Below are 16,529 nucleotides of genomic sequence, written 5' to 3'. Positions count from 1 at the left end.
GCCCGGCCGGCCGTTACCGTCATGGTGTGATCACCGTCGCCGACGTGCGGGCCCTCGCCCGGACGCTGCCCCGCAGCAGCGAGCACCTGATCCGGGACCGGGTGAAGTTCCGGGTCGGGTCCATCGTGTACGTCGCGTTCTCCCGTGACGAGGCGACGATGGGCTTCGGGTTCCCCAAGCAGGAGCGGGCCGGGCTGGTCGCCGCCGAGCCGGATCTGTTCTTCCTGCCCGGCGAGTCCGACCTGCGCTTTCACTGGGTGTGCTGCCACACCGCCCGGCTGGAGCACGGGTACATGACCGAGCTGGTCACGGAGGCGTGGCGGATGGTGGTGCCGAAGTTCCTGGCCCGGCAGCGGCTGGGCGGCTGACGGGCGGCGAACCACGAGGACGGGGGCCCGGCTACCGGGCCCCCGTCGCGTTCACCACCGGGCCGGTGGTGGCGGTGGCGACACCGGCGGCCGGTCGTCGCAGGTGATGGCGTTCGGCAACAGCCACGGGGCCAACCAGCCGCCGTCGTTGCCACCGAGGTCGGTCAGCGCGAACTCCGAGCCGGCCGGGGTGAAGTGGAACGACCCGCAGTTGTTGACGCCGACCGCACCCACGTTGCGGGCGTCCACGTTGGCGAACGAGGCCGACCCGGCCGACCGGGCGCTGACCACGGAGGTGCCGGTGCCGTCGACCCGGATGTCGCGGAAGTGCACGTTGGTGATCGAGTAGAGGTCCTTCACCGGCCAGTCGCTGACCAGCATGATCGCGTTGTAGGTGTTGTCGAGGTACGCGTCGCCGACCACCTCGATGGCCGCGTCGATGCTCCGGTCCAGGGCGAAGATCCAGATCGCGCCCAGTCCGATGTTCCAGTTCAGCTCGTACGTGCCGGCGCGGGCGGTGGTGTTGTTGGTGATCCGCAGGTGTCCGGCGAACGGCTGCGCGCCGAAGCGGGAACCGACGTGGATGCCGCTGCCCTCGCGCACCGGATCGGCGATGAGGTTGTGCGAGACGGTGTTGTCCCTGCCGCCGTAGATGGCGATGCCGTTGGCCAGCGTCGGCGACTGCACGGTGTTGTGGTCGAACGTGTTCCGCGCGTTGGCCGTCGTCTCCGACCACATCGCCAGGCCGTCGTCGCCGGTGTTGCGGATGAAGTTGTGGGCGACGAGCGAGTTCGTGACGCCGATGTGGAAGTTGAGCGCGTCCGCGATCTGGTCGACGATGATGTTGTTGGTCACGCGCACGTTCGTCATCGGCCCGTCGAACCACAGGCCCACCTTGGTGTGGTGCAGGTAGAGCCCGTCGATGGTGGAGTCGCTCATCGCTCCACCTATCGCGTTGACCTGGTCGGTGTCGATGCGTTCCCGCACGTCGCCCTCGATGGCGAAGCCGGAGAGGTGGACGTTGCGGCTGCCGCCGTCGGCGGCGTCGCGGCCGTAGAAGCCGACGCCGGTGTGCACCGAGCCGTCCGGGGCCGGCGTCGGCAGGGCGACCTCGCGACCCTTGATGATGGTGTACCAGCTGCCGGCGCCCTCGATGGTCACGTCGTCGACGATGATGTGCCGGTTGACCTGGTAGGTGCCCGGTGGGATGTACACCTTCAGGTGGGCCCGCCGGGCGAAGGTGATGGCCCGGTCCAGGGCGGCGGCGGAGTCCCGCCGGCCGGTGGGGTCGGCGCCGAAGGCCAGCACGTTCGCGGCGAGGAGCCGGACGTGCGGTGGCGCGACCACCTCGGAGTCGAGCAGGTCGATGACGGTCCAGGCAGCGGCGCTGCCGGCCGGCGCGGTCAGCCGGATGCGGTCGCCGGCCCGGTAGGTGCGCCCGAGCAGGAGCCGCTGCTCGTCGTAGAAGTGGGTGGGCCGGAACGGCGTGCTGATGGTCGGGTACGGCGTGGTGGCCGACGGCACGCATGAGCACTCGGTGATCCACCAGTCCGGGTGCAGCAGCCCGGCCTGGGGGTCGTTGGAGAACGGGTACTGGTTGTAGAGCCACGAGTACTGCGAGGTCAGCGTCATGCCGCGGATGTGCTTGCCGTTGACCGCGACGCCCAGCGGGGCGGTGATCCCGCCGCCGTTCGGCGCGTCCGGGATGCTGTACCGCACGGTGATCGCGTTCGCCGCGCTGGGCAGGACGAACTCGACGTGTTCCCCGGGGGTGAGACGCACCGCCCGGCGGCCGGAGGCCTCCGCGGGCAGCGTGTAGGCGGACCGGTCGGGGCCGATGATCTCACCGTTGGTGCTGGCGTTCTCCGCCTCCTGTTCGAGGAAGCCGACCTTCGCGCCGCGCCCGGCGACCAATGCCGGGTCGAGGGCGGCCCGGGTGACCACCGGCTGCGCGCCGGATGGCCGGGTGGCGGCCGCGGCGGGTCCACCGCCCAGCAGCGCGAGGGCGGTCACGGCCACGACCGCGCCTGCGGTCAGTGGCCGTTGGGGGCGGCGCCGCGCCGGCGTTGTGCTCCGGGACATGGACTCTCCTCTGTGGCCGCGGGCGCTCTCACCGGCGCTCAGCATCGACCGCCATGATGCCAGTGGCGTACGTCACGTTGCAAGAGCAAGATGGAAACATGAAAAGCGACGACCGGTCTGCAGAAAGAAACCGACAACACGCGTGAATGCTCTCCGTCGGCCAGCTCCACCAGAGCCGGTCCCGACGGGCGTAGGCTGAACCGCGTGGATCAAGAAGACCGGATCGCCCTGTTCCTCGACTACGAGAACCTCGCGCTGGGGGCTCGCGACAACCGTGGCGGCATGGCCTTCGACTTCCGGCCCATCGCGGACGCCCTGGCCGAGCGGGGGCGCGTGGTGGTGCGCCGGGCGTACGCCGACTGGTCGTACTTCGACGAGGACCGCCGGATGCTCACCCGGTCCCACGTCGAGCTGATCGAGATCCCGCAGCGGATGGGGGCGTCCCGCAAGAACGCGGCCGACATCAAGATGGCCGTGGACGCCATCGAGCTGGCCTTCGAGCGCGACTACATCTCCACCTTCGTGATCTGTAGTGGCGACAGCGACTTCACCCCGCTGGTGCACAAGCTCCGTGAGCTGAACAAGCGCGTCATCGGCGTCGGAGTCGAGGGGTCGACGTCGGCGCTGCTTCCGCCGGCGTGCGACGAGTTCCTCTACTACGACCGGCTGGAGGGTGTGGACATCCCGCCGACCCGGGGCCGGCGCGGTCGGCCGGTACGGCAACCGGGCCCGGACCAGCGTGCACCCGAGCCGGAGGAGCAGCGGGAGCCGGAGCCGGAGGAGGAGCGGCAGCCGGCGGGGGAGGAGCCAGGCCGGGACGTGGACGCCCTCGCCGTGCTGGTCGCCCAGACGGTGGCCGGGCTGCAGGGCAGCGCCAGCGGCGAGGTGACCGCCTCCCGGCTCAAGCGCACCCTGTTGCGCAAGGACCCGACGTTCAGCGAGTCCGACTACGGGTTCCGCACCTTCGGCGAGCTGCTGCGCCACCTCGCCGCGCAGAGCGTGATCGAGCTGGCCGAAGGCCCCGCGAAGGGAGACCCGGAGGTCTCGTTGCCGGAGCACGGCGATCGTGAGGTGGCCTTCGGTCTGCTCCGTGGCGTCGTGGCGGACCTGGGCAGCGCGGGCAACCCGGTGGCGCTGTCCGGGCTCAAGAACCAGCTGCGCCGGGCCCGGCCCGACTTCAGCGAGAAGAAGCTCGGTTACCGCAGCTTCCTCCAGTTCTGCAAGGCCGCCGCCACCGGCGGTGTGGTCGACCTGCGCTGGAGCCCCGAAGCGGACGACTACCTGCTCACCGCGCAGGGGTGAGTGCGAGCCGGCCCCCGGCCGGCATGCGCGCCGCCGCCTCGTCCCGGTTCTGATCCGCTGCTCAGGCCCGGAGGAGTGGCCGCGGGGGCTCCTCCACGTCTCGAGTTGGCCCATACTGCGCCCGGATAGCGGCTATTGTGCCGCTCTAAGCCCACCTGCGCCGTACCCCTTGCCGCCGAATTGCTATACGGTCGGCGAATGATGGTGGAGGAACACTGGTGGAACGGTGACACGACCCCGCGCGGGCGCCGGGACGTGTACATCCGTACTGACGGGCAGGGTTGGGAGGTCCGCGCCCAGATCGGTGGGGCGTCGGGTCGTGAGCGGGTGCAGCAGTGCCCCAGCCGGGCCTCGGCGGCCATCCTCGCCGACGCCTGGCGCGGCACCCACCCTTCCTGGCGCGAACTGACGCGCTGATCCGGCACCGGGCCGGGCCGGCAACGCTCCAGGGCTCCAGCCCGGCGCGGTCACCGGCCGGCCCGGCGCTCGGCTGTCCACCAGCTGTCCTGCACGTGGATCCGGGTTCTGCGCGATCCCGGTGTCCCCAGCGTCAGGCGGGGTACACCCAGGGAGGCCGTTTCGTGCCCGATGGAGGTCGCCCATGTCGCAGGGTCCCAACGACGAGAACCCGAGGATCGAGCAGGAGGCGCGGGAGGCCGAACGCCGGCTGGGCGCGCTCGGTGACCGGTCCGAGGACGCGCTGACCGACGAGGAAGCCCGGGTGTCGGATATCGACCGTACCGAGCAGGACGCCGACTAGGTGTTCTGCCCGAGCCGAGCCGGCCCCATCTCGACGGCAGGGGTCAGGCGGCCGGGCCCGTCGGAACCGGCAGCACCACGCCCTCGGCGGCCGACCGGTGCGCCAACTCGATCAACTCGACGGTGGCGACCGAGTCCCGGGGATCCACCGGCATCGGCGTGCCATCGCGCAGCGCCGCCGCCACCTGCTGGTAGAAGCTCTGGTACGAGCCGGGCTCGGTGGGCACCGGGCGCAGGTCACCGTCGACGCCGAGCAGGCCGTACCGCTCCGGCGGAACCTCGCCCCATCCCGGCTGGTCCGGCCGGCCACCGTCGTGCAGCGCCGCTTCCTGCACGTCCAGCCCGTACGTCGTGTAGCCGCCCCGGTCACCGAGCACCCGCAGCCGGGGCCCGAGCTGAGCGGTGATCGCTCCCATCCAGAGGTGCGAGTGGACCCCGTTGGCGTGGGTCAACGCCACGAACGCGTCGTCGTCGACCTCGGCCCCCGCACGGCGGCGGTCGACCTCGGCGTAGACGCGGTCGACGGCACCGAAGAGCTGCACGGCCTGGTCGATGAGGTGGGCGCCGAGGTCGAAGAGGGCGCCTCCGGCCTCCTCGGGGCCGGCAAGCTCCCGCCAACCCGGCTTGATGGTCGGGCGGAAACGCTCGAACCGGGACTCGAAGCGGAGCACCCGCCCCAACTCACCCTGCTCCACGAGGCGCCGTGCGGTCAGGAAGTCGCCGTCCCAGCGACGGTTCTGGAACACCGTGAGCGGCACGCCCCGGCGGTCGGCCTCCTCGACCAGCCCCTGGCCGTCGGCGGCGGTGGGTGCCAGCGGCTTGTCGACCACGACCGGCAGGCCGGCGCTCAGCGCCGCCCGGGCCATCGGCACGTGCTGCCGGTTCGGCGTCGCCACCACGACCAGGTCCAGCGCGTCGGGCGTACGCCACAGCTCGTCGGCGTCGTCGACCAGGCGGGCGTCCGGGTGGTGCTGCCGGGCCTGCTCGCGCCGCTGCGGATCGCGGGTCATGATGGCGTCCAGCCGCAGCCCGGGCGTCGCGGCGATCAGCGGTGCGTGGAACACCCGGCCCGCCAGCCCGTACCCCAGCAGACCGACCCGCAGCGCCTCCGCCATGCCGTACTCCCGTCTCCCGGCCCGCGCCCTGGTGACGGCGGTCCCGGTGATCGAATCTACGCCCCGGTCGGCCGGGCCAGGCCCGCGCCCGGTGCTGCTCAGCCGGCCGGATCGGCGCGCAGGTAGGTGAGCACCGCGAGCACGCGGCGGTTGGTGTCGTCGCTGGGCGGCAGGTCGAGCTTCAGCAGGATGTTGCCGACGTGCTTGCCGACAGCCGCCTCGGTGACGTGCAGCCGGGCGGCGATCGACGCGTTGGAACGCCCCTCGGCCAGCAGCGCCAGCACCTCACGTTCCCGGGCGGAGAGCGCGGCGAGCGGGTCGCGCGGGCGGTGCAGCAGCTGCCGGACGACGTCCGGGTCGACGGCGGTGCCGCCGGCCGTGACCCGGTGCAGCGTGTCGACGAACTCGGCGACCTCGGCCACCCGGTCCTTGAGCAGGTAGCCCACCCGCTGGCCGTCGCCGCTGTCCAGCAGCGCCGCGGCGTACCCGGTCTGCACGTACTGGCTCAGGACCACGACCGGGAGCTGGGGCCGCTCGGCGCGCAACGCCACGGCGGCGCGCAACCCGTCGTCCCGCCGGCCGGGCGGCATCCGGATGTCGGTCAGCACCAGGTCGGGCCGGTGCGTGCGGGCCGCGTCCAGCAGTTCGGGGGCGGAGCCGACAGCGGCACAGACCACGAAGTCGAACCGGGTGAGCAGCGCGACCAGGCCCTCGCGCAGCAGCACCTCGTCCTCGGCCAGCACGACACGGGTCACGGACGGCATGGCAGCTCCACCCGGACCAGTGTGGGCCCACCGGGCGGGCTGGACAGCAGCAGCCGGCCGTCCGCGGCGGCGACCCGGTCGGCGAGGCCGGTCAGGCCGCTGCCCCGCGCGGGGTCGGCGCCACCACGGCCGTCGTCGGACACCTCGACGACGAGCTCACCGCCGGTGCGGGTGAGGCGCACCTCGGCGCGGTTCGCCCCGGCGTGCCGGGCCACGTTGCCCAGCGACTCCGACACCACGAAGTAGGCGGTCGTCTCGACGATCTCCGGTAGTTCGCCGTCGAGGTCGGCGTGGACCGTGACCCCGACCGCGGACGCGTCGGCCAACTCCCGTACCGCACCGGCGAGACCGAGGTCGGTGAGGCTCTGCGGCCGGATGCCGTGCACCAACTGCCGGAGCATCACCATCAGGCCCCGGGCCTGCTCGTGCGCGACAGCGAGGGGTCGGGCGGCGGGGGAGTCCTCCGGCACGTCGAGCCGGGCCAGCCCCAGCTGGAGGGTGAGGCTGGTCAACCGGGGTTGAGCGCCGTCGTGCAGGTCGCGCTCGATCCGTCGCCGCTCGGCCTCGTACGCGCCGACCAGCCGGGTCCGCGACCGGGCGACCTCGCGCAGCGCCGCCACGTCGACCGGCCAGGACAGCGCCCACCGGGTCACGGCGGCCTGGACGGCGGCGAGCAGCCCGGCGGCGTACCAGAGCACCGGGATGAGCAGCACGCCCACGACCGCGTACGGGGCGGCTTCGCCGGCGGTGTCCACCGTTGCCCACACGACGATGACCTGGTCGGCGTCCCCGGCCAGCCAGGGGCTGGCCACCAGACCCACGTCCAGCAGCACCAGCAGCAGGAACACCCAGTACGCGACCGGCACGAACCCGCCCAGCCAGAACAGGTACGCCACCTCCCGCCACGCGGCGGCGGTGCGGTAGCGGGCGGCCAGGCCCGGCCACGGCGACGCGGGCAGCGGGCGGCCGTCCACGAGGCCGAGCCGCCAGCGCTCGACAGCGGCCACCGGGAAGCTCGCGATCGGCGCCAGCGCCAGCAGGATGAGGCTGCCGACCGTCAGGAACAGCAGGAGCGGAATCTCCGGCGGCCGGCCCTGCAGTCGTACGCCGTTGACGGCCGCCAGCAGGGGCGCGACGACGACGAGCAGCCCGACGGCGAGCACACCGGCGACCGGCACGGTGCTGACCAGGTAGACCAGCGCGCGCCAGGGCCAGGCGGAGACCAGCCAGCCGCGGCGGCGCAGCGCCTCGGCCAGGTGGCGGGGGTGTTCCGGGGTCATGAGGCAGACGCTAATCGCCGCACCCGGGCCGACCCAGCCGTCCAGATCCACTTCTGAGGTATGCCCAGCCCTACCGTCGCCGGCCCGACCGGCGCGGGTGGGCCGGGTGTGGTGTGGCCGGAAACGGGAAGAACGCGCCGTCACGTGAACCGCGTGACCTGTGCTGGCGGTGGCTGGAGAGACATGGGTGCCAGAACGTTCGTGGTGGTCGGCGCCACCAGCGGGCTCGGCCTCGCGGTGGCCCGGCTGCTGGTCGCCGAGCACCGGGTCGTCGTGCTCGGCGACGTGGCGGCCGAGGTCGCCACGGTGACCGACGAGCTGGGCTGCGCCGGGGCGGTGTGTGACGTCTCCTCCTACGAGCAGGTTCGCGACGCGTTCGCCGAGGCCGTGGGACGTTACGGCACGATCCACGGGGTGGCGGCCTGTGCGTCGATGTGGGCGGGCGGCGACCTGGCGGACCTCTCCGTGGAGCACATCAGGCGGGCGGTGGAAACCAACGTGCTGGGCACCACGTACGTATTCCGGGAGGCGCTGGAACACCTGCACCGGCAGGGCCACGGGAACGTGGTGTACATCGGTGCGATGGCGGTGACATCCCCCCGGCCCGGCATCCCGGTCTACCGGGCGACCAAGAGCTACGGCAGCAGCCTGGTCGAGTCGCTGGCCGAGGCCCAGCACAGCAACCGGGTCAAGGTGATGCAGCTGCATCCCGGGCCGATGCCGACCCGGCTGCAGGAACGGGTCGGCGCCGAGTTTCTGGACGAGGTGTACGCCAGCCCCGACCAGGTCGCCAGCGAGGTCGTCCGGCTGCTGCTGCTCGAACCCGACGACCTCTACGTTTCCGGAGAGCGCGTGCTGCGCGCGGACGGGCGGTGGTGACGGCGCAGGCCGGACCCGCCGACCGTCCGGCTTCGGTGTGGGCGCCCCTGCGGACCGCCGTCTATCGCAACCTGTGGCTGGCCCTGCTCGCTGCCAACGTCGGCACCTGGATGCAGACGGTCGGTGCGCAGTGGCTGCTGATCCACCACTCGAACGCCTCCACCCTGGTCGCCCTGGTCCAGACGGCCAGCCTGCTGCCGGTGCTGCTGCTGGCGCTGCCCGCCGGCGTGCTGGCCGACAACTTCGACCGCCGGCACCTGCTGATCGCCGTACAGCTGTTCCTGGTGGTGGTGGCGGTGGCGTTGACCCTGCTCACCGTCACCGATCGGATGCCCCCCGCGCTGCTGCTCACCCTCACGTTCGCGTTCGGGGTCGGGCAGGCGCTCACCCTGCCGGCCTGGGCGGCGGTGATCCCGGAGCTGGTGCCGCAGGACCAGCTCCGGGCGGCATCCGCGCTCGGTTCGATAAGCGTGAACATGGCTCGGGCGGTCGGGCCGGCGGTGGCCGGCGTGCTGATCGCCCGGACCGGCGTCGCCCCGGTCTTCGCGCTCAACGCCATCGCGTTCCTGATCTTCACGTACGCGTTGACGCGCTGGAAACCGGGCAACGCCCGCGCGGTCGAGGTGCCCGAGCGGTTCACCGCGGCGCTGCGTGCCGGCAGCCGCTACGTACGGCACTCGCCGACCGTCCGCCGGTTGCTACGCCGTGCGCTGGTCTTCGTGATCCCGGCCAGCGCGCTGTGGGCGCTGCTGCCGCTGGTGGCCAGCCGCCGGCTCGGGCTGGGCTCAGGTGGGTACGGCGTGCTGCTGGCAGCCCTCGGGGTGGGGGCCATCGCGGGTGGCCTGCTGCTGGCCGTGATCCGCACCCGGCTGTCGGCCAACCAGCTGCTGTTCATCGCCGGGGTGCTGTTCACAGTCGCGCTGGCGGTGGTCGGCACGGTGCGGGAGGTGCCGCTGGTGCTCATCGCCCTGCTGCCCGCCGGGCTGGCCTGGGTGACGGTGCTGGCCAACGTCAACGCCGAGATGCAGGTCTTCCTGCCGAGCTGGGTGCGAGCCCGAGGACTGGCCGTCTATCAGGTCTTCTTCGCCGGTGGGCAGGCGGTGGGCGCGTTCGTCTGGGGTCTGGTGGCCGACCTGGCAGGGCTGGTGGTGGCCTTTCTCGGCGCGGCGGTGTTCATGCTGGTCGGCACCGTGACCAGTCGGATCTGGCCGCTGCCGGAACTGCCGACGGTGGACCGGGATCCGGCCGCCTACTGGCCGCAGCTGCACCTGGCGCACGAGCCGGGCCCCCGGGTGGGGCCGGTGCTGGTGACCGTGGAGTACACAGTCCGGCCGGAGCGGACGCAACCGTTCCTGGCGGCGATGGACGTGGTGCGCGGCGCCCGCCAGCGGACCGGCGCGATGCGCTGGGGGCTGTTCCGGCCGGCCGAGACCACGGACCGGTTCGTCGAGGTGTACCTGGTGCCGTCCTGGGGTGAGCACCTGCGCCAGCACGGCGGCCGGTTGACGAGCGAGGACCGCCAGGCCGAGGAGCGGGCCCGGGAGCTGACCGACGGCGAACCGGAGGTGCGTCACCTGGTGCCGGCCGCCGCCGGCCCGACGCTGACCGACGATCGGGAAGCGCTCTGACGCCGGCACCGGCCCGGCAGGCGGCGTACGACGTACGGCCTGATTGCTAGGATGGCCGCACAATGGCGAGTGAGCGCAAGGCGACCGCGGACCCGGCTCGCAGCCTGGCCATCCTGTGGCGCACCCGCGAGCCGACCAGCCGTAGCGCGGGGCCGGGGCTCAGCGTCGACCGGATCGTCCGGGCCGCCATCGCCATCGCTGACTCCGAGGGCCTCGACGCGCTGACCATGCGCCGGGTCGCGGAGGCGCTGGGCGTCGGCACCATGTCGGTCTACACCTACGTGCCGGGCAAGGCCGAACTCGTCGACGTCATGATCGACACCGTGTACGGCGAGATGCCCCGCGCCACCGTCGCCGGCGACTGGCGGGCCCGGCTGGAGCGGATCGCCCGGGACAATCTCGCCCTCTACCAGCGCCACCCCTGGATGCTGCGGGCCGAGACGACCCGACCCGTGCTCGGCCCGCACCTGGTGGGCAAGTACGACCACGAGCTGGGCGCGGTAGCCGACATCGGGCTCACCGACGTGGAGATGGACGCGGTACTCACCCTCGTCCTCGGACACGTGAAGAGTGCCGCGCGCGCCGCGTCCGAGGTGGTCGACCTGGAGCGGGAGACCGGCATGACCGACGGCCAGTGGTGGCAGTCGCACGCGCCCTGGCTGGAGCGGGTCATGACGGCCGGCAGCTACCCGACCGCCGCCCGGGTCGGCACCGCGGCGGGCCAGCAGCACGGCGCCGCGTACGGGCCGGAGTACGCCTTCGAGTTCGGCCTGCAACGTGTCCTGGACGGCATCTCGGTGGTGGTCGCCGAGCGGACGGCCGACTGACCCGGACAGCCCGACCCGCCGCAACGGACGGCCTGGTGGGCCTGGGGGAACAGACCCGGGTCCGGCCCCGCGGGTGGTACGACTGGAGGCGGCGACACCGGGGGCCGGGAAGGATGGCGATGGCGAACGGGCTTCCGGGGCGGCTGCTGCAGCGGCGGGAGGATCCGCGGCGGGCGTCGTTCCTGGAACTCTTCTTCGACCTGGCCATCATCTTCGCGCTGGCCCGGCTGTCCCGAGCGCTGCTCAGCGACCTCAGCCTCCACGGCGGCTTCCAGGTGCTCCTGCTGCTGGCGGCCATCTGGTGGGTGTGGTTCGTGACCGCCTGGTCGGCTGACTGGTTCGACCCGCGTGCCCCGCTGATCGTCGTCCTGCTGCTCTGGGTGATGTTCGGCGGCCTGCTGATGGCCGCCGCCGTGCCCACCGCGTTCGGTGGGCACGCCATGGTGTTCGCCATCGCGTACGTGGCCATCCACCTGGGCCGCGCCTTCCTGCTCATCCCCGCCCTGCGTGGTCATCCGCTGCAACTGCGTACCGCGCGGGTGGCGATCTGGTTCGCCGTCTCCGGTGTGCTCTGGGTGGTCGGGGCGGCCGTCGCCCCGGCCCGGGAGGCGCTCTGGGCGCTCGCGCTGGTCCTGGAGTACGGATTGGCGCGGCTGGGCTGGCCGACGCCACGGCTCGGCCGCAGTTCGTGGCCGGACCTCCAGGTGAACGGGGAACATCTCTCCGAGCGTTACCAGCAGATCTTCATCATCGCGCTGGGTGAGCTGATCCTCATGTCCGGCATCACCTACAGCGACGCCGGCTTCGACCGGGAGCGCACCATCGCGTTCGCCGTGACGTTCCTGACCGCTGTGGCCCTCGCTCGGCTCTACCTGAGGCCTGCCGGCGGGCGGTTGGGCGCCGCCATCGAAGCGGCCGGTCCGCCCGGCAGCCGACTGGCGCTGCTCGCCGGCTACCTGCACCTCGTCATGATCGCCGGGGTCCTGGCGACCTCGGTCGGCATGGAGCTGGCGATCGAGGACCCAGGGGCGTCCGACCCGGCTCATCTGACCCTGACCGTCGTCGGCCCTGTGCTGTTCCTGATCGGCCGACTCCTGCTCTCGGTGGTGGTCGACGGCAGCCTCTCGCGGCCCCGACTGATCGGGCTGGCGATGATCGTCCTGGGTGGCTTCGCGAGCGCGCGGCTGCCGCTGCTCGGCGCTGGCGCGCTCATCCTCGGTCTCCTCATCCTGATAATCGTGGCCGACGCGCTCCTCGCCAGGACGCGGCAGCGCCGGCCGGCGGGTGCGGTTGGCCGGTGGCGGCGTGGGTAGTGAGGGCCCCCAGCGCTACCGCGACGGACCGGGGCGGCACGACGACGTCGTGGAGTTGCGGGTGCATGGTGTCTCCGGAGCGGGACCGGAACGGGTGCTCGACCAGGCACACGTGCGGCAGGTCGCCGGTGACCGCAGCGGCGGGTTCCACCGTCGGGCCCCCGAGGCCGACGACACCGACCCGAACGGGGTCACCCTGGAGGCGTACCGGTGGGGCGACCTTCCCTCGGGCACGATGGCCCGGACGCTCTCCCTGGTCTTCCTGCTGCCGTTCATGCTCAGCAACCTGGCGGTCTGGATGAGGCCGACGGGTCGGTGGAGCGGCCCGGGCGTCACCGTCCTGTGCCGGCTCCTCGCGCTCGACCTCACCCTGCTCTACATGCTGTCGGCGGCCGGTGTCGCGCTCGACCTGCTCGGGTGGCGCTGTCTCGGCATGGCCCGCTGCCCGGCGGCCCGTGGAGGGCTCGCCGGGCTCGACGGCTGGTCGATCGGGCAGCGACTGGCGGTACTGGCGCTGTTGCCGATCGCCGCCGTCGGATTTCTCCGGCTGCTCGGCGCCCGTCGACGCCGGCCCGCCGGCAACTCGCTGTGGGCCGTCGAGCCACTGGTCGGACGGCTGCGGGCGACCCATGTCGCCGCCGCGTTCGCCATGGTCGACCTGGTGCTGCTCGTCGCCCGGTCGGCCGGCGGCCGGACGACCGCGACGAGCATTCTGCTCGCGCTCACCGGGGCGGTGCTGCTCGCCTGCGTCGCTCTGCTCGGCGTGCCCGGGCTGGTGGACGGGGCGGCGACCGCGCGGCTGGCCGGCCGGGTGGCCGGAGGGCTGCGCCTCGTGGCGTACGGCCTGAGCGTGGCCGCCTTCGCCACAGTGGCCCTGGACCCACGGGGCTGGCCGTCGTCGGCCGGGCTGCCGGGGTACGGGCGGATCATCGGGTCGGTGTCGATCGTCCAGATGACGCTGCTCGTGGCGTTGGGCGCGCTGGTGCTGTGCGACCCCGGTCGCCGGGTGCGTCGCGGCACACCTCGGTACGGGCTGGGCGCACCGGTCATCGCGGCCATCGCGGTGGGCCTGGCCGGAGCGTTCTCGGCGACCCTGGTCTACTGGAGCGGGACCCTGCTCGGCGGCGCCGCCGGTCGGCCGCTGGCGTACAACTGGACGATCCTGGCCTTCTTCCTGCACGTCGTCGCGGGGGTGGTGGTGTGCGGTGCGATGACCGTGGTATCGCGGCGTAGCCGTTTGCGTGCCGCTGTCGCGATCACCGACCGGGACTTCCCGACGGCACCGCCGGAGGCCACCGAGCGTCGACACCGGGTGACGAAGATGATCGCCCGGGCCCGCTTCACCGAACGGCTGGGACTGCTCGCCGTGACCTACGCGGCGCTGGCGGTCATCGGGTTGAGCACGAGCCTGATGGGACAGTTCCAGCTCGAGCCAGACCAGCTGGGGCGGCAACTCCTCGGTTTGCCAGCCGGGTTCGTCGGTGTCGGCCTCGCCGTGGGCAGCTACCTTGTCGCCGCCCTGCTGCTCGCCCTGCTCCTGGGCGGGCTGTTCGCGTACCGGACGCCGTGGTTCCGCCGGTACGTCGGGGTGCTGTGGGACCTGGGCACGTTCTGGCCCCGGGCCGCCCACCCGTTCGCGCCCGCGAGTTACGCCGACCGCGCGGTACCCGAGCTGGCGGACCGGATCACCCAGCTCACGCAGCGGCACGCCGGGGTGGTGCTCTGCGGGCACAGCCACGGCTCGGCGCTGCTGGCCCTCGCGGTGCTGCGGCTCCCGCCGGTGGTGCGTCAGCGGGTCGCGCTGCTCACCTACGGGTCCCCGCTGGACCGCCTGTACGCCCGGCTGTTTCCGGCCTACCTGAGCGAGGAGGTGCTGCGCCAGGTGGGGGAGCGGGTCGGGTGGCGATGGCTGAACCTGTGGCGGGACACCGACCCGGTCGGTGGCTGGATCTTCGCCGCGCACCGGCCCGGCGATCCGCCGCCGGACGCCACCGAACCCGCGGCGCGGGTCGATCGGCGGCTGCGGGATCCGCGGGACCTGACGGCGCAGCCAGGGGAGTGCCGGCCGCCACCGCTGCGGGGGCACCACCCGGGCGAGTCCGACCCCGAGTTCCGGGCAGCGGTGCGCGAACTCGCCTGTCGACTACGCGACCAGGGCGGCGCCTGAGCGGTCATCGATGGATCCAGGGCGTTCGGAGCCGGGCCTCACCGGTCCTCCGGCAGCCGTTCGGACTCCGCGACCACGGCCCGGACCTTGCGCAGCGTCGCGTCGGGGGAGCGGATCGCGGCACGCCACCGGTCCAGCGTGCGGGTGAGCACCCGGACCACGAACTGCAACTGGTTGACCTGCTCGCGCAGCAGCCCCAGCTCCGACCGGGCGCTCAGCGCCTCTTCCTCCAGCTCGGTGATCCGGGTCTGTAGTGGTTGCACCAGGGTGAGGGCCGCCTCGGTGAGGGTGTCGGCGGCGTCGGCCTTGAACTTGCCCCGCTGCACCACGACGGTGGCGATGGCGGCCAGGCCGGTGCTGCCGCCGAGGATGCCGAACACGCTGAGCGCCACCTGCAGCCACGGGGGTGCGTCGGGCGCCGGTGCGGAGATCACGGGACACCGCCTTCTGCCGGTTCGACAGCTATGCACTGGCTGGCCTGGGCCAGCCGGCGCAGGTCGATGGCGATCTGAGCGGCCCGCCACAGCGACCCGACGGCGAGCGCGGTGCTGAAGGACGCCGCGGCGATGGCCTGCCGGCCCGACACGACCAGCAGTGCCATCGTGTACATCCCGCTGATGGTGCCGAACACCACGACCGAGGCGAGCTCGATGCCGAGCCCGGTGGCGAGCCGGCCGGGCCACAGGATGCCCAACAGGCCGCCGACGCCGACCAGGACCAGACCGAGCTCCCAACCGATCTGGATCGGCACCGGCATGGCCATCCGGACCGACGTCGGTCGGCCGCCGAGCAGGAGCAGCAGCCCGCCGCAGACGGGAGCCATGGCCAGGGCGGCCACCTCGAAGGGTTGGTGCCGGGACCGGATACGCAGGTATCCCACGGCGACTCCTTGGTCGAGGACCGCCGTCAACCGCCAGCGGCCGGTGGGGCTGTCATGCGGATCGACGGCGACCGCGGTCCGGTCCGTGCGGCGAAGCCCGACGGTGGTGACGGTGCGTGTGGACGGTCGATGGTCGAGGAGGTGAGCGACTCGCCGTCGTTGGCTGGCCGATATCTGCCTGTGTAGCACCGATCAACCGCTGGCGTCCACTTTGTGCAACGTCATATATCCGCAGGTCAGACCCTATGTTGAAGGCTGCCGGCCCGGGTGGGGCTTACCGTGCGAGCAGGGCGCGCAGTGCCCGGACCACCTCTGCGGGCGCCTCCTCGGCCATGAAGTGCCCACAGGTGACGGTCTGGTGCGACAGGTCCGGCGCCCAGGCACGCCACAGCCCGGCCGCGTCGTAGCCGAGCGCCGCGCCCCAGTCCTGCTGCAGAACCGTCACCGGCATCCGCAGCTGGTGGCCGGCCGCCCGGTCGGCGGTGTCGTGGGCGACGTCGATCCCGGCGGTCGCCCGGTAGTCGGCGACGATCGAGGTGACCGCTGCCCGGGACGCGCTCAGGTACGCGGCCCGCACGTCCGCCGGCAGGGCCTCCGGATCGCGGGTCCAGGCGTCCAGGAAGTGCCCGAAGAAGGCGTCCGGGCTGCCGGCGATCAGCTCCTCCGGCAGGCCGGGTGGCTGCGCCATCAGATACAGGTGGAAGGCGACAGCGGCGCTGGCGCCGTGCAGCACGTCCCACATGTCCAGGGTGGGCAGCACGTCGAGCAGGGCGAGCTGGCTGATCGCCTCCGGGTGGTCGAGGCCGGCGCGGAACGCGACCAGGGCGCCCCGGTCGTGCCCGGCCAGCGCGAAGCGCTCGTGGCCGAGCGCCCGGGCCAGCGCCACGACGTCGGCGGCCATTGTGCGTTTGGCGTACCCGCTGCCGTCGACGTCGACGGGCTTGTCGCTGTCGCCGTAGCCGCGCAGGTCCGGGCAGATGACCGTGTGGTCGGCGGCCAGGTCGGCCGCGACGTGCCGCCACATGAGGTGGGTCTGCGGAAAACCGTGCAGCAGTACGATCGCGGGCCCGGTGCCGCCCACGGCGACGTTGAGCGTGACGCCCTCGGCGACGGTGACCCGCCGGTAGTCGAATCCGTTGATCCTCAGGTCCACGGGGAACCTCTC

General features: G+C 72.6%; 16 protein-coding genes. 9 read left to right on the top strand and 7 right to left on the bottom strand.

Translation table 11 applies throughout. The annotated features are described in order from the left end of the window. The first annotated feature begins 26 nt into the window (after window positions 1–26). Window positions 27–368, top strand: coding sequence for an MmcQ/YjbR family DNA-binding protein (locus GA0070607_RS03440; protein ID WP_089016864.1), 342 nt, complete (start codon window positions 27–29; stop codon window positions 366–368). A gap of 51 nt (window positions 369–419) precedes the next feature. Here the strand turns inward: GA0070607_RS03440 and GA0070607_RS03435 are convergent, their stop codons facing one another. Continuing rightward, the gene (locus GA0070607_RS03435; RefSeq protein ID WP_089016863.1) at window positions 420–2,450 is read right to left on the bottom strand and encodes a glycosyl hydrolase family 28-related protein; all 2,031 of its coding nucleotides are present in this window, start codon (window positions 2,448–2,450) and stop codon (window positions 420–422) included. Between the two features lie 204 nt (window positions 2,451–2,654). On the opposite strand from GA0070607_RS03435, the gene GA0070607_RS03430 reads away from it, so the two are divergent. From GA0070607_RS03430 to GA0070607_RS32240, 3 genes are all read left to right on the top strand, one after another. Continuing rightward, the gene (locus GA0070607_RS03430; RefSeq protein ID WP_089016862.1) at window positions 2,655–3,752 is read left to right on the top strand and encodes a PIN domain-containing protein; all 1,098 of its coding nucleotides are present in this window, start codon (window positions 2,655–2,657) and stop codon (window positions 3,750–3,752) included. Between the two features lie 198 nt (window positions 3,753–3,950). Beyond that, a complete protein-coding gene (locus tag GA0070607_RS03425; RefSeq protein WP_074318338.1) occupies window positions 3,951–4,169 on the top strand; it encodes a hypothetical protein in 219 nt (72 codons plus the stop codon). 184 nt (window positions 4,170–4,353) lie between these two features. After that, entirely contained in the window at window positions 4,354–4,512 is a 159-nt protein-coding gene (locus tag GA0070607_RS32240) for a hypothetical protein (RefSeq protein ID WP_157743077.1), read from the top strand. Between the two features lie 43 nt (window positions 4,513–4,555). Here GA0070607_RS32240 and GA0070607_RS03420 read toward each other — a convergent pair whose 3' ends face one another. The 3 genes from GA0070607_RS03420 to GA0070607_RS03410 form a co-directional block, all read right to left on the bottom strand. Beyond that, window positions 4,556–5,626 (bottom strand): Gfo/Idh/MocA family oxidoreductase, encoded by a 1,071-nt coding sequence (locus tag GA0070607_RS03420; protein ID WP_089016861.1) that lies wholly within the window; start codon window positions 5,624–5,626, stop codon window positions 4,556–4,558. A gap of 98 nt (window positions 5,627–5,724) precedes the next feature. After that, complete coding sequence (locus GA0070607_RS03415) at window positions 5,725–6,390, bottom strand: response regulator transcription factor (RefSeq protein ID WP_089016860.1); 666 nt, start codon at window positions 6,388–6,390, stop codon at window positions 5,725–5,727. After that, the gene (locus GA0070607_RS03410; protein ID WP_089016859.1) at window positions 6,378–7,670 is read right to left on the bottom strand and encodes a sensor histidine kinase; all 1,293 of its coding nucleotides are present in this window, start codon (window positions 7,668–7,670) and stop codon (window positions 6,378–6,380) included. Before GA0070607_RS03410 ends, GA0070607_RS03415 begins: the two co-directional genes overlap by 13 nt. A gap of 183 nt (window positions 7,671–7,853) precedes the next feature. On the opposite strand from GA0070607_RS03410, the gene GA0070607_RS03405 reads away from it, so the two are divergent. The 5 genes from GA0070607_RS03405 to GA0070607_RS03385 all read left to right on the top strand — a co-directional run bounded on the left by GA0070607_RS03405 (window position 7,854) and on the right by GA0070607_RS03385 (window position 14,484). Beyond that, window positions 7,854–8,549 carry an SDR family NAD(P)-dependent oxidoreductase gene (locus GA0070607_RS03405; protein WP_157743076.1) on the top strand — a complete coding sequence of 232 codons (696 nt, stop codon included), beginning with the start codon at window positions 7,854–7,856 and terminating at the stop codon, window positions 8,547–8,549. Then, the gene (locus GA0070607_RS03400; RefSeq protein WP_089016857.1) at window positions 8,543–10,177 is read left to right on the top strand and encodes an MFS transporter; all 1,635 of its coding nucleotides are present in this window, start codon (window positions 8,543–8,545) and stop codon (window positions 10,175–10,177) included. Before GA0070607_RS03405 ends, GA0070607_RS03400 begins: the two co-directional genes overlap by 7 nt. A 62-nt stretch (window positions 10,178–10,239) precedes the next feature. After that, window positions 10,240–11,004, top strand: coding sequence for a TetR/AcrR family transcriptional regulator (locus tag GA0070607_RS03395; protein WP_089016856.1), 765 nt, complete (start codon window positions 10,240–10,242; stop codon window positions 11,002–11,004). 119 nt (window positions 11,005–11,123) lie between these two features. Then, window positions 11,124–12,317 carry a low temperature requirement protein A gene (locus GA0070607_RS03390; RefSeq protein ID WP_157743075.1) on the top strand — a complete coding sequence of 398 codons (1,194 nt, stop codon included), beginning with the start codon at window positions 11,124–11,126 and terminating at the stop codon, window positions 12,315–12,317. Next, window positions 12,310–14,484: a hypothetical protein gene (locus GA0070607_RS03385; RefSeq protein WP_089021625.1), complete on the top strand. Its 2,175-nt coding sequence runs from the start codon at window positions 12,310–12,312 to the stop codon at window positions 14,482–14,484. Before GA0070607_RS03390 ends, GA0070607_RS03385 begins: the two co-directional genes overlap by 8 nt. 38 nt (window positions 14,485–14,522) lie before the next feature. Here GA0070607_RS03385 and GA0070607_RS03380 read toward each other — a convergent pair whose 3' ends face one another. The 3 genes from GA0070607_RS03380 to GA0070607_RS03370 all read right to left on the bottom strand — a co-directional run bounded on the left by GA0070607_RS03380 (window position 14,523) and on the right by GA0070607_RS03370 (window position 16,517). Then, on the bottom strand, window positions 14,523–14,918 hold the full coding sequence (locus tag GA0070607_RS03380; RefSeq protein WP_089016854.1) for a hypothetical protein: 396 nt from the start codon (window positions 14,916–14,918) through the stop codon (window positions 14,523–14,525). Continuing rightward, window positions 14,915–15,364 carry a hypothetical protein gene (locus tag GA0070607_RS03375; protein ID WP_089016853.1) on the bottom strand — a complete coding sequence of 150 codons (450 nt, stop codon included), beginning with the start codon at window positions 15,362–15,364 and terminating at the stop codon, window positions 14,915–14,917. Before GA0070607_RS03375 ends, GA0070607_RS03380 begins: the two co-directional genes overlap by 4 nt. Before the next feature lie 274 nt (window positions 15,365–15,638). Further along, window positions 15,639–16,517 carry an alpha/beta fold hydrolase gene (locus tag GA0070607_RS03370; protein WP_089016852.1) on the bottom strand — a complete coding sequence of 293 codons (879 nt, stop codon included), beginning with the start codon at window positions 16,515–16,517 and terminating at the stop codon, window positions 15,639–15,641. Window positions 16,518–16,529: the final 12 nt, after the last annotated feature.

The organism is Micromonospora coriariae (genome assembly GCF_900091455.1).
Classification (GTDB): domain Bacteria; phylum Actinomycetota; class Actinomycetes; order Mycobacteriales; family Micromonosporaceae; genus Micromonospora; species Micromonospora coriariae.
The sequence above is the reverse complement of the archived record's forward strand: the minus strand, read 5'-3'. Positions and strand labels throughout refer to the sequence as shown.